This window comes from Anaerosacchariphilus hominis, from assembly GCF_014290175.1.
GTDB lineage: Bacteria > Bacillota > Clostridia > Lachnospirales > Lachnospiraceae > Laedolimicola > Laedolimicola hominis.
The window spans coordinates 194775-210916 of the sequence record NZ_JACOOR010000005.1 but is presented as its reverse complement, the minus strand read 5'-3'; the positions used below and the strand labels follow the sequence as shown (position 1 = coordinate 210916).

Annotated in this window: 14 protein-coding genes; 13 read left to right on the top strand and 1 reads right to left on the bottom strand. The window is 51.2% G+C overall.

Annotated features, from left to right (window positions below; genetic code table 11):
• The first annotated feature begins 27 nt into the window (after nt 1-27).
• The 6 genes from H8S44_RS10315 to H8S44_RS10290 all read left to right on the top strand — a co-directional run bounded on the left by H8S44_RS10315 (nt 28) and on the right by H8S44_RS10290 (nt 5898).
• A complete protein-coding gene (locus tag H8S44_RS10315) occupies nt 28-696 on the top strand; it encodes an amino acid ABC transporter permease (RefSeq protein WP_186873605.1) in 669 nt (222 codons plus the stop codon).
• The gene (locus H8S44_RS10310; RefSeq protein WP_330593572.1) at nt 686-1420 is read left to right on the top strand and encodes an amino acid ABC transporter ATP-binding protein; all 735 of its coding nucleotides are present in this window, start codon (nt 686-688) and stop codon (nt 1418-1420) included. Before H8S44_RS10315 ends, H8S44_RS10310 begins: the two co-directional genes overlap by 11 nt.
• A 211-nt stretch (nt 1421-1631) precedes the next feature.
• Nucleotides 1632-3767: an acetyl-CoA decarbonylase/synthase complex subunit alpha/beta gene (gene acsB / locus H8S44_RS10305; RefSeq protein WP_186873604.1), complete on the top strand. Its 2136-nt coding sequence runs from the start codon at nt 1632-1634 to the stop codon at nt 3765-3767.
• Between the two features lie 177 nt (nt 3768-3944).
• The gene (locus H8S44_RS10300; protein ID WP_186873669.1) at nt 3945-4220 is read left to right on the top strand and encodes a 4Fe-4S dicluster domain-containing protein; all 276 of its coding nucleotides are present in this window, start codon (nt 3945-3947) and stop codon (nt 4218-4220) included.
• A gap of 176 nt (nt 4221-4396) precedes the next feature.
• The gene (locus tag H8S44_RS10295; RefSeq protein WP_186873603.1) at nt 4397-5095 is read left to right on the top strand and encodes a hypothetical protein; all 699 of its coding nucleotides are present in this window, start codon (nt 4397-4399) and stop codon (nt 5093-5095) included.
• A gap of 32 nt (nt 5096-5127) precedes the next feature.
• Nucleotides 5128-5898 carry a Cof-type HAD-IIB family hydrolase gene (locus H8S44_RS10290; protein ID WP_186873602.1) on the top strand — a complete coding sequence of 257 codons (771 nt, stop codon included), beginning with the start codon at nt 5128-5130 and terminating at the stop codon, nt 5896-5898.
• Nucleotides 5899-6151: 253 nt separating this feature from the next.
• On the opposite strand, the gene H8S44_RS10285 is transcribed toward H8S44_RS10290, so the two are convergent.
• Nucleotides 6152-6592 carry a hypothetical protein gene (locus H8S44_RS10285; RefSeq protein WP_186873601.1) on the bottom strand — a complete coding sequence of 147 codons (441 nt, stop codon included), beginning with the start codon at nt 6590-6592 and terminating at the stop codon, nt 6152-6154.
• Between the two features lie 276 nt (nt 6593-6868).
• Here H8S44_RS10285 and acsV point away from each other — a divergent pair, with 276 nt between their 5' ends.
• From acsV to srtB, 7 genes are all read left to right on the top strand, one after another.
• Entirely contained in the window at nt 6869-8800 is a 1932-nt protein-coding gene (acsV, locus tag H8S44_RS10280) for a corrinoid activation/regeneration protein AcsV (RefSeq protein ID WP_186873600.1), read from the top strand.
• 36 nt (nt 8801-8836) lie between these two features.
• Nucleotides 8837-9484, top strand: a complete 648-nt coding sequence (locus H8S44_RS10275; RefSeq protein WP_186873599.1) for a DUF3786 domain-containing protein — start codon at nt 8837-8839, stop codon at nt 9482-9484.
• A gap of 35 nt (nt 9485-9519) precedes the next feature.
• Nucleotides 9520-10317 carry a sirohydrochlorin cobaltochelatase gene (locus H8S44_RS10270; RefSeq protein WP_186873598.1) on the top strand — a complete coding sequence of 266 codons (798 nt, stop codon included), beginning with the start codon at nt 9520-9522 and terminating at the stop codon, nt 10315-10317.
• A 243-nt stretch (nt 10318-10560) separates the two neighbouring features.
• Entirely contained in the window at nt 10561-13728 is a 3168-nt protein-coding gene (locus H8S44_RS10265; protein ID WP_186873597.1) for a vWA domain-containing protein, read from the top strand.
• Nucleotides 13709-14209, top strand: a complete 501-nt coding sequence (gene lepB / locus H8S44_RS10260) for a signal peptidase I (protein WP_186873596.1) — start codon at nt 13709-13711, stop codon at nt 14207-14209. Before H8S44_RS10265 ends, lepB begins: the two co-directional genes overlap by 20 nt.
• A gap of 29 nt (nt 14210-14238) precedes the next feature.
• The gene (locus H8S44_RS10255) at nt 14239-15360 is read left to right on the top strand and encodes a DUF7601 domain-containing protein (RefSeq protein WP_186873595.1); all 1122 of its coding nucleotides are present in this window, start codon (nt 14239-14241) and stop codon (nt 15358-15360) included.
• Between the two features lie 6 nt (nt 15361-15366).
• Nucleotides 15367-16116 carry a class B sortase gene (gene srtB / locus H8S44_RS10250; RefSeq protein ID WP_243167557.1) on the top strand — a complete coding sequence of 250 codons (750 nt, stop codon included), beginning with the start codon at nt 15367-15369 and terminating at the stop codon, nt 16114-16116.
• Nucleotides 16117-16142 lie beyond the last annotated feature (26 nt).

The following is a 16142-nucleotide window of genomic DNA, read 5'->3' as shown; positions in this document are numbered from 1 at the left end:
GGATAAAAGAATAAGGAGAGCAGATTTATGGCATCAATTCTTCAGGTTTATGGTGGAATGTTGCTGAGGGGAATGGGACAGACACTTTTGATGACCCTTCTCACCCTGGTAATAGCGACAGTGATAGGTATGATATTCGGTCTGATGAATGTGGGTCACAACCGGGTACTGAATCTCATCGGTACCGTGTATGTGGACGCGATCCGTGGCGTGCCGCTTATCGTATTGGCATATTTTGTATTTTTCGGTATTCCGGCGGGAATGCAGGGGATGGGAATGACCGGTTTTCGGCTCAGTGCCCTTCAGGCAGGTACCATTGCCCTTTCACTGAACTGTGGCGCTTATATGGCAGAGATTATCCGTGCAGGTATCGAGAGCGTGGACAGAGGACAGATGGAGGCTTCCCGTAGTCTGGGTCTTTCCTATGGTTCTTCCATGGCACTGGTGGTAGTTCCTCAGGCAGTGCGGACCATGATTCCATCCATTATCAACCAGTTCATCATTACTCTGAAGGATACTTCGATTCTTTCTGTAATTGCCTTCCCGGAGCTGACCTTGATCGGTAAAACCATTTCCGGCAATACCCTGAAGCCTCTGCAGGCATGGGCCATCGTCGGTATTATGTACATGATTGTCATCGTTACCCTGAGTAAGCTGGCAAAGAGAATCGAGAGGAGGGTAAACCGTGGCAGATAATAAGATTCATGTAACAAACCTGAAAAAAAATTTCGGTAAGTTGGAAGTCTTAAAGGACATCAGTATGGACATCAGCGAGGGAGAAGTGGTGGTACTCCTGGGACCCTCCGGAAGTGGTAAATCCACCTTCCTGCGCTGCCTGAATCAGTTGGAGACAGCTACCGCAGGCCAGATTCTGGTGGATGGACACGACGTTACCGACAAGCATACGGATATCAATAAGGTGCGTCAGAACATCGGTATGGTGTTCCAGCATTTTAATCTGTTCAATCATCTGAATGTGATGGACAATATGACGCTGGCTCCGGTACATCTGAAGGTTATGACCAAGGATGAGGCCCGGAAAAAGGCCATGGAGCTTCTGACCCGCGTAGGCCTGGCAGATAAGGCGGAGGCATTTCCGAGCCAGCTCTCCGGCGGCCAGAAGCAGCGTGTGGCCATCGCCCGCGCCCTTGCCATGAAGCCGGATATCATGCTTTTTGACGAGCCTACTTCAGCGCTGGATCCGGAGATGGTCGGCGAGGTTCTGGCGGTTATGAAGGAGCTTGCAAAAGAGGGAATGACCATGGTGGTCGTAACCCATGAGATAGGCTTTGCCCGCGAGGTGGCAGACCGGGTGGTATTCATGGAAGGCGGTTACATTGTGGAGCAGGGTACACCGGAAGAAGTTCTGGCCCATCCGAAGGAGCCGAGAACCATTGATTTCCTGAGTAAGGTATTATAGCAACGATAGAAGATTGTATTGAGAGAAGAAATAGACGGCGGACTTTGCATGTTCTTGCAAGGTCCGTTTTGCTGTATATCATTTCGAGGACATTTTCACCAAAACCCTCCCCCGGGGTTATTGACTTCCTTATACAGGAGTGCTAAAATTTAATCATTAAGGGCCGTTTTCAAAAGAAAACAGCTACATAACCCAAGGAGGGACATAAGAAATGAGCGTATTAACAGATTTAATCTATGGAGGCTCAAACGCAGTTGCAGGACTGACAGAAGGCGCAGTCAATGACGCAATTGCAAAGTATGGTGAAGACAAGAAGGTGGCGATGCCGGATACGGCGTACTTCCTGCCGACCATCTACGCAGCTACAGGCGTAAAGGTAAGTAAGCTTGGCGATCTGCCGGCCTGTGTAGGCGTACTGAAAAGCCTGATTAGCAATAAGGAAGACTTGGGCGAGGCACTGAACGCAGGTCTGGCTACCGCAGTGGGAGCAGAAATCATTGAGGCTCTGAAGTATGTGGACAATGCAGATCCGTATGCAGAGGACAGTGGCATCGGTTTCGTACCGGACCCGGTTATCCGTTCTCTGGGCGTTCCGCTTGTAACCGGAGATATTCCCGGCGTAGCGGTTGTACTCGGCAAGGCTGACAATGCAGAAGATGTAGTGACAGTTGTAAAAGATTACCAGAGCAAGGGTATTATGACCTTCCTGATCGGCGATGTCATCGAGCAGTGTGCCGAGGGCGGCGTGAAGATCGGTCTGGACTTCCGTGTAGTTCCGCTGGGACATGATGTAACTGCAGTGATTCATGTAGTAACCGTAGCGATCCGTGCAGCTCTGATCTTCGGTAATGTTACACCGGGCGATCTGCCGGGACTGCTGAAATACACCAAGGAAAGAGTACCGGCATTTGTAAATACCTTCGGCGCTCTGAACGAGGTGGTTGTATCCGCAGGCGCAGGCGCTATCGCACTGGGCTTCCCGGTAGTCGTAGACGTGGATCTGGGCGAGAACCAGGTTCCGGGTGCTTTGGAGTCTGTTCTGGATCACAGCATGACTGTAAAGAAGTCCCTGGAGCTGCGTAACATCAAGATTAAAGTAACCGAGCTTCCGATTCCGGTAGCATTCGCTTCCGCATTCGAAGGCGAGATTATCCGTAGAGGCGATATGCAGGTAGAGTTCAGCTCCCATAAGGCGCCCACCTGCGAGCTGGTACAGACCTGTAACGCAGACGACATCGAGGATCACAAGATCACTATCATCGGTAAGGATCTGGATGAGCTGGAGCAGGGACAGACCTTCGCGTTGGCGACCTATGTACAGGTGGCAGGAGCAAAGATGCAGCCTGACTTCGAGCCGGTTATCGAGCGTAAGATCCATGCATGGTACAACTATATGGAAGGTGTGATGCACACCGGCCAGAGAAATCAGATTCGTGTCCGTGTAAGCAAGGCCGCATACGAGGCAGGACTTCGTCTGACCCATTTCGCAGAGGTTCTCTACAACATGATCATGGACGAGTTCGATATCGTTGTAGATAAATGTCAGGTTACCATCGTAACCGATACTGATAAGGTTCAGGAGCTTCTGGATACTGTAGCAATGCCCACCTATGAGAAGCGTGACGAGCGTCTGGAGACCCTGACCGATGAGAGTGTAGATCAGTTCTACACCTGTACTCTGTGCCAGTCCTTCGCACCGTCACACTGCTGCGTGGTTACTCCGGAGCGTCTGGGACTTTGCGGAGCCGTATCATGGCTGGACGCTAAGGCAACCAAGGAGCTGAACCCCACAGGACCCTGCCAGCCGATTTCCAAGGAAGGCTGCGAGGATGAAGTCAAGGGTATCTACCCGGATGTAAATCGTATGGTAGCTGAGGCAACCCAGGGAGCACTTGAGAAGGTAACCCTGTACTCTATCATGGAAGACCCGATGACTTCCTGCGGATGCTTTGAGTGTATCTGCGGTATCGAGCCCTTCTCCAACGGCGTTATCATTGCCAACCGTGAGTACGCAGGCATGACGCCCCTTGGCATGACCTTCGGCGAGCTGGCAAGTATGACAGGCGGCGGCGTACAGACACCGGGCTTTATGGGCCACGGACGTCACTTCATCGCATCCAAGAAGTTCATGAGCGCTGAGGGCGGCTTCGAGCGTATCGTATGGATGCCCAAGGAGCTGAAGGACGACGTAGCAGAGCGTCTGAACAAGTCTGCGAAAGAGAAATACGGCATCGACAACTTCACCGACATGATCGCCGACGAGACTGTAGCAACCGATGAAGAATCCCTGATGGCATTCCTTCAGGAGAAGAATCATCCGGTACTGGGACTTGACCCGATTATGTAGCGAAGCATTAAGCAGTGCTAAGAATAAGGAAAGTGGGATTTGGCTGCTTGCAGTCAATATCCCATTTTTCTTATTTTTAATAGGATGCAAGATCGACATCGAGCAGACAAAGCAGATGGTAGACCTCTTTCTGGAAGCCGGATTCACCTACTTTGACACCGCTTCACTCCGGAAGAGCTGGCGAAAATTCCGCTGCTCCCCTGTACCACTTGTAATTACTGCGCGAAAGTCTGTCCCCAGGACATCGGAATCTCCGGATCCTTCACGGCCATGAACTACCTGACTCTGTACAAAGATAAGGGCCTGGCCCTGCATCAGGAAAACTGGCTGGTAAAAGACCATGGAAGAAACCGCGCCGATCAGTGTATCAAGTGCGGCGAGTGCGAGGCAGTCTGTCCGCAGCATATCCAGATCCGTGATAATCTTGAGAAGGTAGTGGAAGCACTGCTGTAGAACAACATTATTAGAGAACCATCGAAAACAGATGCATGAGAGAAGAGCCTGCTCCCGGAAATTGGAAAGTAAAAATCCGGGGGTAGGCTTTCTTTTTTTGTAATCTTCTGATAGAATGGTACTGACCTGTCCGGGAGAGGCAGGCCAGAGGGAAAACTATTTTTAGGAGGAACCATATGAAATTAAGAAAACTGACTTTATTACTGGGATTAACACTGGCGCTGACGGCTATGACAGCCTGTGGAAGTAAGAATACGGATAACCGGGGCAGTGAGAGCACTGATCAGGAAGCAGTGAAACCGGATGAAACAGAGACGATAGATGGAGAATTCAGCCAGTCATCGGAAGAAGAGGAAGAGAACGAAGAGGATATTCCAGCGAGAATTTATGGAACCATAGAGGATATTTCCGAAAGCGAGCTTACCGTAGATAACCAGTCAGATATTTCCTCCCAGGGGGAGATGATTCTGACCATCGACCCGCAGAATACTATTTTAGCAGACGCTGGAAGTGGAATTCCACTGAATCTGTCTGATGTGGAAAAGGGCAGCTTTGTTGCCTATCTCGGACCGGCCATGACCATGTCCCTGCCGCCCCAGTGTACGCCCTATGTGGTGATCGCGAATATTCCCGAGGACGGCGATGCGCCCCTCTATGCGGTGATTGCGGAAGAACCTACCATGGAGGACAACAGCTACCGGACTGTAAAGGCCACCGACGGGGAAACCTACGTGATTCCTGACAACGCCTATGTGAAGCCCTTCCGGACCCGGAATATCTTAAGCGTGGAAGATATCCATGCGGGCACCCGCTGCCTCCTCTGGCTGGATGAGCAGGACGAGGCCTTCCGGGTGGTGATTCTGGACGCGGAGTAGAAGCGCAGAAAGGAAAAAGGAAAAGATTACGGATGATAAAAGCGGCATTTTTTGATGTTGACGGAACTCTGATGGATCATAGTGTGGGACAGATTCCGGAGGATACAAAGGAAGCTTTAAAAAGACTTCGGCAGAAGGGCATACGGATATTTACCGGCACCGGCCGCCATATCAGTGAACTGCGCAAGCTTGGGATCACAGAGTTGGATTTTGACGGCCATGTACTCCTGAACGGCCAGATCTGCCTGGATAAAGCGGGCAGAGTGCTGGATGCTCACGCCATAGATGAGGAGGACCGGAAGACGGCGATTCGCTGGTTTGAGAAAAAGGAACTGCCCATATCTTTCGTGGAGCAGGACAGGATTTATATTAATTTTATCAACGACCGGGTGCGGAAAACCCAGGCAGATATTTCCTCGGATTTGCCGGAGATGGGCAGTGTCACGGGAGATCCGGTTTATCTCATCAATGTGTTTGCGGATGACGGGGATGTGAACCGGCTGCTGAAGGATATGCCCCATTGCAGTTCGACCCGCTGGAATCCATACGGCGTGGATGTCATTGCCGCAGGCAATAGTAAGGCGAAGGGGATCCGGCAGATGATCAGTCATTACAACATCTGTCGGGAAGAAATCATTGCTTTCGGAGACGGGGAAAATGATATGGAAATGCTGGAGTATGCAGGGATCGGCGTGGCCATGGGAAATGCCGATCCGGAAGTGAAGGAAATCGCGGACTATGTGACCGACGGAGTGGGAGAGGGAGGTATCTCCCATGCCCTGACCCATTTCGGACTGATTTAAACAGAATTGCAGAAAAGAAAATCCAAAGGAAAGCCCAGGCTGTTCAGAAAGAAAGCCTGGGCTTTTTGTCATGGAATAGGAAATTCCGATAGAATTCCCTATTCCATGAAAGCAAGCAGAGCTTGCAAAGATGCGCACTCGGCGCAGCGGTAGATGGTTGCCAAGGCAACCGCGCCTCGGCGCGAGAATGTGCCAACGGCACATTCTTTTTTACGTAGGGAACGGTTTATAAGGAGCATCCCATTTGTAAAAGCTAGGTCAGGGAATCTGTATCGCCGATGCTTCCGAAGTTTCGGGCAATCTCCAGATCCACGGTAGAGGGATCCAGGGGAGCATCGGAGGTCAGAGTAAAGTAGACATAGCCGCCATCCCGGTTCAGGGCGTATCCGGCTGCGGTATAGAGGATACCTTCCTGGGTCTCATCCTGATAAAAGAGGTAGGAAGCGGTATCCCGGTCCACCTGCTCACCGATGGTGCAGGGAACAGCGGCTTCTTCCGTTTCAATAACATGTTCAGATACATAATCAGAAAGAACTTCGTCCAAAATCCAGCGTTCGGATTCTTCCAGCTCCGTGTATTGAAGTTGAATGGCAGGTGCTTCCGGAATCGGTTCCTCTGCTTTTACGGAGAACGGTTCCAGAAAAAGGGTCAGGACCAGGAATGCGGCAAGGAAACAACAGGATAATTTTTTCATAGGCTCACCTCATTTTGCGTTCTTTTTATTTGTAGATATTCTAACAAAAATATATTACAAAAATATGATCAATTATTTAGAATAAAGTTATAAATTCTGAAGAATTCTTAAAAATTTCTGACAAGTCAACAAAATTCCATCGGATTAGTGAAAAACAGACAAAAAGAAAGAACAAACAAAATCCGCCAAGTTGCATTGGACTAAGCAGGAGGAGTATGTTATACTCTTACCAAAGGGATTTTTGTTCAAGAGAGGGAAAAGTCAGGAGGAAGATAAATGGCAAATGTAGTATTCCAGTTTGAAAACGGCGAAAAAGTGACGGTTTCAACTATGGCAGGAGAGAACCTGCTGGAAACGGCGCGGAAGTCCAATGTGGTCATCGACGCACCCTGTTCCGGTAACGGTTCCTGCGGAAAGTGCCGTGTGAAGCTGTTGGGCGGCGAGCTGGATTCCAAGAAGACCCGCCATATCAATGAGGAAGAGTGGGAGGAAGGCTGGCGTCTGGCCTGTTGCAGTACCGTGGCAGGCGATGTGCAGGTGATGGTGCCGGATATCGCTTCCGCGTACCGCAGCCGTATGAAGGTGGCGGATTTGAGTTCCCCCCAGGAGATTAAGATATTTGACGACTGTATGGAGCATCTGGCAGAGGCCGATCTGACCCTGGGTAATAACATTCGTATCATCGATCTGAAGATGGACGTACCGACCCTGGATGATACCATGCCGGACAATGAGCGTCTCACAAGAGCGCTGCAGGCGGCAACCGGTATTAAAAAGATCGAGCTTCCGTTCTCTGTTCTGATGGAGCTTCCGAATGTACTGCGTGCCAGCGATTTTGAAGTGCAGTGTGTTATTGCCCAGAATCAGAAGCACGTGTTCGTATACGATGTATTTGAGAAGACAGCCAATGTGGTGGCAGCAGGACTGGCTATCGATATCGGTACTACCACGGTGTCCGCAGTTGCGGTAGATATGCTCACCGGTAAGATCCTGGCAAAAGCGTCTTCCGGTAACGGACAGATCCGTTACGGCGCCGACGTGATCAACCGTATTATCGAGTCCCAGAAGCCGGGCGGACATAAGAAGCTGCAGGACGCCATCATCGACGAGACCCTGAATCCTATGATTCAGCAGATGAGCCGGGCGGCAGGTATCAGCTCCCGTCAGATTTACCGTCTGTCTGTGGGCGGCAACTCCACCATGAATCATCTGCTGGTGGGTATCAATGCAGACCCCCTGCGTATGGAGCCCTATATTCCGGCTTTCTATAAAACGAATTCCATTTACGCGTCTGACATCCGCCTGAATGTACATCCGGATGCCCATGTGATTATCGCGCCGAATATCGGCAGCTACGTGGGCGGCGATATCACCGCCGGCGCACTGGTCAGCATGATCTGGAACCAGCCCCATTTCTCCCTGTTCATTGATCTGGGAACCAATGGAGAGCTGGTATTCGGTAATTCTGATTTCATGATGAGCTGCGCATGCTCCGCAGGACCGGCTTTCGAGGGCGGCGATATCAGTTGCGGTATGCGTGCGACAGACGGTGCTATCGAGGCGTGTACCATTGATAAAGAGACCATGGAGCCCACCTTTGACATCATCGGAGATCCGGGACAGAAGCCCATCGGCCTCTGCGGTTCCGGTATCATCGATGTGATTGCGGAGCTTTTCCGCTGCGGTATCATCAGCCCCAAGGGCAAGTTTATCCGGGAGGGTAAGCGGATTAAGCATGATCATTACGGTATGGGCAGCTATGTATTAGCCTTCGAGGAGGAGGCTGCGGGCAGCAAGGACGTGGAGATTACCGAGGTAGATATTGACAACTTCATCCGTGCCAAGGGCGCGATTTTCTCCGCCATCCGTACCATGCTGAAGAGTCTGGACTTCGACATCAGCATGATTGAGGAGGTCTATGTGGCAGGAGGTATCGGAAGCGGTATTAATATGCAGAACGCAGTAAATATCGGTATGTTCCCGGATATTCCCATCGAGTATTATCACTACATCGGTAACTCTTCCCTGTGCGGCGCTTATGCCATGCTGCTGTCCACCAAGGCGGAGAAGAAGGTCTATGAGCTGGCCCAGAATATGACTTATCTGGAGCTTTCCACCGAGCCGGGCTATATGGATGAGTTTGTGGCTTGCTGCTTCCTGCCCCATACGGACAGTTCCCTGTTCCCGACCGTGATGGGACAGTTATAAAGACAGAATGAATACGAGAAAGAGAGACTGAAAACCATGGAATTTCCTTACGAAAAGGACAATAAAGAGAGAATCCCCTTCGAGCATTATCTGAATGAATATCAGAAGATCGACCCGAAGGAGACAGCCGAGCGCTGCGGCATCGAATACAATGAGGAGAAGCAGCAGTTTCATGTGCGCCTGATGGGCTACCGTTATCTGGTAGATTATCCGGAGTTCGCAGTGCATAAGGAGCATGAGGAGGAAGAGGGCGCGTTCCTGCTTCTGGATACCGTGGCGGCGAAGATCAGTGTGCTTCGTTTTCTGATTTCCGGCCAGGTGGTAAAGAGCAGCGGCAAGTATCTGACCTACCGGGAAGTACCCTGGGGCGAGGTGTACTTCCGGCAGTTCGAGGGCCGGTGTCTGACGAGACTGAAGTTTGCTTTCGGTTTTAAGCTGGACAAGTTTTGCGAAGCCATGGAACAGCTGGGAGCAAAGAAGCTGACTCTGGGCGACGCTTCCTACGAGTTCGAGTACATCAATGGCCTGCACGTACGCTTTATTCTCTGGACCGGCGACGACGAGTTCCCGCCTGCGTCCCAGATCCTTTTCGAGGACAATTTTCCTTATGCTTACCAGGCAGAGGATTTGGCGGTGGTGGGTGATATCTCCATCACCACGTTGAAGATTCTGGCCGGAAAGTAAGTATCAGAATTCTGAAAAAAAGGATATAAAAAGCAATGGAAAAGAAGAAAAAAGCGATTCTGGTGGTCAGCTTCGGTACCAGCTTTCATAAGACCCGGGAAAAGACCATTGATCGCATTGAGGCAGATATTGCGGCGGCATACCCGGAGTATACCCTGTACCGGGCCTGGACCAGCAAGATGATTATTGCCAAGTTGAAACGCCGGGATCAGATAGTGGTTTCCACAGTGGCGGAGGCTGTGGATCAGATGATCGTGGACGGCGTGCAGGAGCTGATTGTGCAGCCCACCCATATCATCAATGGAATTGAAAATGACCTGATGAAAGAAGATGTTTTGGCACGAAAGGACGCCTTTGAAAAAATTGCCTTTGGTGATCCGCTGCTTACCACCACCGAGGACAATGTGGAAGTGCTACATGCAGTCATGTCGGAATTCCCGGCCCTTGCAGAGGATGAGGCGCTGGTTTTCATGGGACACGGGACCACCCATTATGCCAATACCGTTTACGCAGCCCTGGATTATACCTTCAAGGATCTGGGCTATAATCGGACCTTTCTGGGAACCGTGGAGGCTTATCCATCCATGGAATCCCTGAAGAAGCAGTTAAAAGCACTGGCACCGAAAAAGCTGATTTTAGCCCCCTTTATGGTGGTGGCTGGCGATCACGCTATCCACGATATGTCCGGCGAGGACGAGGACTCCTGGAGAAGCCAGTTCGAGGCGGAGGGCTATCAGGTATCCTGCGTGATGAAGGGTCTGGGCGAGTATGAGAAGGTGCGGCAGATTTATCTGGAGCACACGGAAGCGGCCAGAAAAAGTATGGAGAAATAAACAAAGCGTAAAAAAGAGAGTCTTTTGCGGGCTCTCTTTTTTTATTTTTCAAGATGTAAAAATATGGATATTCAAGAGGCTGCAAGTTTGTAGAGGTTTTATAGAAAATCCCGGGCATACGGGGACAGGCTCCCGCATACACTGATAGGAGACCGGAAAGGGGGGAGGTATAAAGACCGGGAGATTGGGAAAAATGAAAATAGTTCCAGAAAATATTCACATGCAGGAAAAGGAGAATCAGAAATGAAGAGGAAGAAAAGAGCATTCTGGGCGCTGTTTCTGGCTCTGGCGCTGATATTCTCCGCGTTTGGCGATGGCGGAGGCTTTGTGTATGCTGAGGAGGCAAAGGCTGCGGAGATTCAGAAAACAGCAGAGGAGCTGCCGGAAGAGAAGCAGGTAGAAACAGAAGAAAGCGAAGAACTTCCGAAAATGGAAGAAAAATCGGGAACGCAGGAAGCAGCTGTGAAAGAACCTATGGAAGAGACAAAGAAAGCTGAAAACACATCAGAGTTAAAAGAGGTTTCCGGAGAGCCCTCTGAAGAAAAGGGGGAGGAGACGCCAAAGGCAGAAGAACAGAAGGAGCATGTGGAGTATACGGCTACCTGTGAGGAGGGCTGGGAGATTCATGCGGAGGCGGCGGCAGGCGTTCTGCCCGAGGGGGCACAGCTGAAGGCCGAGAAGCTTTCGGAGGATAGCAATGCCTTTGCCCGGGCCCGGGAGACAGTGGAGAAGTCCGGTGTGAAGTTTGACGGAATCGCGGCCCTGGATCTGCATTTTGAGAAAGACGGGCAGGAAGTGGAGCCAGAGGGAACCGTGCAGGTATCGGTGATTATGCCGGATATGATCCCGGAGGAAGCAGCCGTGGAGGAGCTGGTTATCAGCCATATTCTGGAGGAGAATGGAGAAACCCGCGCGGAGACCGTGGCGGAGCTGGCAGAGAGTGGTGAGGGAAGCGTATCCCTGGAGCAAGAGAGCGGTGCCCAAACCCTGCGGGCGGAATTTGCCACCGAAAGTTTCTCCAGCTATACGGTTACCTGGCAGCTGGGGGCTGGAAGTTCTGTGCCGAAGGAGATTCCGATTTCCCTCTATGCGGGAACCCGGCAGGCGGATGGCGGTTATGAGGAACTGGGCGATGTGACGAAACAGCTGGGGAATCTGATCTGGTATACAGCTGATAAGTCATCCGGTTGGGGTTCCGTTGATCTGGACGAGGTTCCGATTCCGACCAATCTCCCCACCGTGACCGGGACAGACGGAAAGACCTATGCGGCTTCCGGGGAAACCCGTATCAAGGTCGGAGACAGCCTGGAAGAGGTCACCGGCCTGAAGATGGTGAAACTGAAGGGTCAGAATGATCGTAACTGGTATGTGATTTATGCGGCGGGGGAAAAACTGCAAGCGCCCACGATATCAAACTTCCAGACAGCAGAAAATGTGTTGTACTATGGCAGAAAAGGCGGAAGTTCCGGCTGGACGGAGACCAATAAGAGTAGCGTTAATCGACTATACCTGGACTATAACACCCCGGCAGACCCGCTGGATCCGGGAAGCGGTTCCGGTTCCGGAGGCGGAGCTACCCCTTCTCTGGCCCATCGGAAGTATCTGAACCGGCTGGAGGACGGAAGCTACGATTTGACCCTGGAGGTTACGGGACAGGCAGGATCAGAGACCAAGCCGAAAAAGCTGGATGTGCTGTTGATTCTGGACCAGTCCGGTTCCATGACGGAGGATATGGATGGAACCGAGAATACCTGGGAACATCCGGTTCAATATAAGGACAGCCGCTGGTATAATGCCAAGGTGGCGATTCAGCAGCTGATCGATACCCTGAAAGCCAATAGGGGACTGGATGTTCGTTATAGTATTGTGACCTATAGCGGTTCGAAGGAGACTGGAGCTTTTCAGGATGCAACTGTAAAGCTGGAATGGAATACGGCGGATAAATTCCAGATTAGTAAAAATGCAAACGGATACAGCGGTGAGGGGATCCTGGATTATACGCCCAGTGGTGGAACCAACTATCAGGCAGGCCTCCGAATCGGAAAACAACAGCTGGCTTATGCCAGATCTGATGCGGAAAAAGTGGTGATTTTCCTGTCCGACGGGTATCCGACCTTTTATTATAATCAAAATGGAATGACCGTAGGCGCAGGAAACGCGGATGGGGATTCGAGCGATTGGAATGGAAATCATGTGCAAGGAGAAGGGAGCTGCTCGAAAGCGGCCCTTGCGGAAGCCACAGGATTCCGTGGCGTAGACTATTTCTATACCATCGGTCTGGGAAATAAGGATGGCATCAATGCGGATACACTGAAAAATCTCAGTGAGAAGGTGTGGGAGAACAATAAGAATTGTGTCTTCAGCGATGAGAAAAAGCCCTATCTCTGTGGAAACCTGACGGCTTTGAAACAGGCCTTTACAGAGATGGCAGGCAGCATAACCAGACTGGTGTGTACGGATGTGAGTATCCGGGATACGCTCAGTGAGAATGTGACGCTGCTGGATAAGAGCGGCGGGGAGGCTGTGACTCTGGAGCCTGAGGATTATAAACTTCTGGCGCTGGATCAGAACGGAAAAGAACAGAAAGTGCCGGAGGGAACCACAGTGAGCTATGCGGCAGAAAGTCATCAGCTGCTTCTGCGGTTTCCGGAGAAGTATGAGCTTCAGAATGGCTGGACCTATCGGGTGACCGTGCATATCACGCCCTCCGATCGGGCCTATGAAAAGTATTTTGAACGGGGCGCGTCTTATAAAGACAAAGACGGAAAGGCAGACGAGGGCGGCCCGGATACGGGAAGCCATAGGAAAGAAGAAGGTTTTTACTCCAACGACAGCGCTTCCGTGACTTATACCTATCGAGGGAAGGAGTGGACCGAAGGCTATGAGAAGCCGGTGGTTCAACTGCAGATCAGCAGCATTCTGGTATCCAAGACCGTGACAGGCAATATGGCAGAGGAAAACCGGGACTTTACCTTTACCCTGACGCTGACCCGGAGGAATAAAAACTTTACCACGGCACTTCCGGCCATCAAAGGGCAGGAGAAGCAGCAGCTCACGGCAGGAAAGGACAGCTACACCTTTACTCTGAAGCACGGAGAAACCATAGAAATTCAGGTCCCCACAGGCTGGAGCTATCAGGTGAAGGAAGCTGAGAATGAAGGCTACACCGCTTATGTGACAGTAGAAGAGAAGAAAGAAGCGGAAGGACAGCTGGCAAAGGGAATCATCGGAAAGACGGCGGTTTCCGTAGCATTCCGGAATGACCGGGAAGTGCAGGTCCCCACAGGCGTGAACCTGCCCGATCTGAACAGCTGGCTGGCTGCGGCCGCAGTGCTTGGCGCAGGCGGCGGAAGTATGATCGGAATCAACGGGTACCGCAGACGGAGAACTCATGGAAAAGGAAAGAACTAAGCTGGAGATTCGACTGTTTCTCCTGCGGCTTTCGGTGATGGCAGTGACCTTCTGGCTGCTGTTCGGCGTTCTTTTTGGAGTTACCTCCATGAAGGATGACTCTATGATGCCAAAGGCGGCGGCCGGAGATCTGGTGTTGTATTATCGGCTGGATAAGCAGCCGGAGGATCGGAGTCTGATTGTATTCCGAAAGGAAAAGAAAACTTACGTGAGCCGGGTGGTAGCCCGGGGCGGCGATAGGGTGGAGATCCGGGATGATGCCCTGTATCTGAACGGAAGCCGGATGATGGAAACGGATATTTATTATCCGACGCCTGCCTGGGAAGGAACGGTGGAATACCCGCTTACCCTGGAAGAAGATGAAGTATTTGTCCTGAGTGATTATCGGGAAAGAGCCAAAGACAGCCGGTATTTCGGACCAGTAAAGCGTTCAGAAATCAAAGGAACCGTACTTGCAGTGAACCGGAGAACAGAGCTGTAGACGAGATCAGGAAAGAGAGGGAATCATTGATGAAATTACAGAATGGATTCAGAAACAGAGTGGGCAGATATGCAGCAGGTCTTCTGACCGGAGCGGCGTTGATTTCCATGGTGGGAACCACAGCCATGGCGGCGGGTATCACACAGAAGAAGGGAGTGGCAGGAGACGGAAATACTTCAGTAAAAAATATTACTTTGACGAAGAAGGTACTGACGGATGGAAACACCTATGCACCGGCCACGAGCTTTACATTTAACGTAACGAAAGGCCAGCAGGGAGAGTACGATGGAAACCCGGTACTGGCCGGTATCGAAGGAGGGCTGAGTGCCATTACGACAGTTTCCTTTACGCCCGGCGAGATTCCGGAGGGAGAAACGATGCCAGGGGTATACACCGGTACAGCCACACTCCAGGTGAACGAAGCGGTGTTCAAGGATAAAGCCCCCGGTATCTACCATTATCAGGTGAAAGAGGGGACACCCGAAACGCCCTATGAAGGTATTGATTATGATGATACCATCTACGACGTGTATGTATATGTTTATGTGAAGGACGGAAATCCGTATGTGGGAAATGTGGTTTCCACAAAGACTACAATGGTAGAGGAGGATGGTGAAAAAGTAGCGAAGACAGAAAAAGCCGATCTGATCTTTGAAAATGATTACGGCCAGAAGAATAACATGACCCATGATATCACGTTTACCAAAGAGGTAACGGGAAATCAGGGAGACAAGAATAAACTGTTTACTTTTAACGTGAAGGTACAGGGGGCGTCTGGCGAGTGGTATAAGGTTTTGATAAAAACGGATGGAAATTCAGAGGCCCGGGAGGAGCATCTGGAAAGCGGCGCGGCTTCTGTGGGCTATGAGATCAAGGATACCGGTTCCATCCAGATCTTCGGATTGACAAAAGGAGATATCTATACAGTGGAAGAGGCGGATTATGGAAAAGATGGCTACACAACCACGTATCAGGGCGGAGAAAAAACCGGTACGGTAGACGAAGATCATACGGCAGTTAAAGTCATCAACGACCGGACAACGGCCGCACCCACCGGTATCGTTCTGACGGCCGCACCCTATGCGCTTCTGATGGGACTGGCAGGTGTGCTTGGTTTCTTCTTCCGCCGCAGAGGCAGCCATACGCGGTAAGATGACATGGAAAGGATGTGGAAAGCGGCTGGGCTGGCGGCGTCCATAGGTAACAGGCTTCTGTACCTGGCAGCAGAAGTCCTGATTCTGTCGATGCTGCTGTACGGCGGCTATTCCCTCTGGGAGAATTTCAGGATTGAACAAAATGCCTTTGTGTCAGAGGAACTTTTGCGATATAAGCCCGGAACGGAGAGCGGGACGGCTGGTTTTGCAGAGCTCCAGGCCCTGAACCCGGATGTGAAGGCCTGGCTTACCATAGAAGGAACCCATATGGATTATCCGGTGCTGCAGGGGGAGACAGATCTGGATTATATTAACCGGGATGTATACGGGGAATTTTCCCTGTCCGGTTCCATCTTCCTTTCCTGCCTGAACAGTCCGGACTTCTCGGACGGCTACAGCCTGATTTACGGGCACCATATGGAAAACGGGGCCATGTTCGGGGATGTAACCCGATTTACGGAAGCGGTGTATTTTCAGGAGCATCCGGAGGGAGAGCTTCGCATGGCACATGAGACCTGGGAGCTGGAGCTGTTTGCCTGCCTGGAGACGGATGCTTACGACAGACGTGTCTATGACTGCGGGCGGGAGACGGACCGGGAGGCACTGTTATCCTATATCCGGGAGCATGCGGTGCAGTACCGGGAGACGGGCGTGACAGCGGCGGATCGGATTCTGGCACTGTCTACCTGTGCAGATGAGACGGAAACCAACGGTCGGGTACTGGTATTTGGGCGGTTAAAATCGCAATACTGATACAGAACAGGAGACAGAAGAAGGAG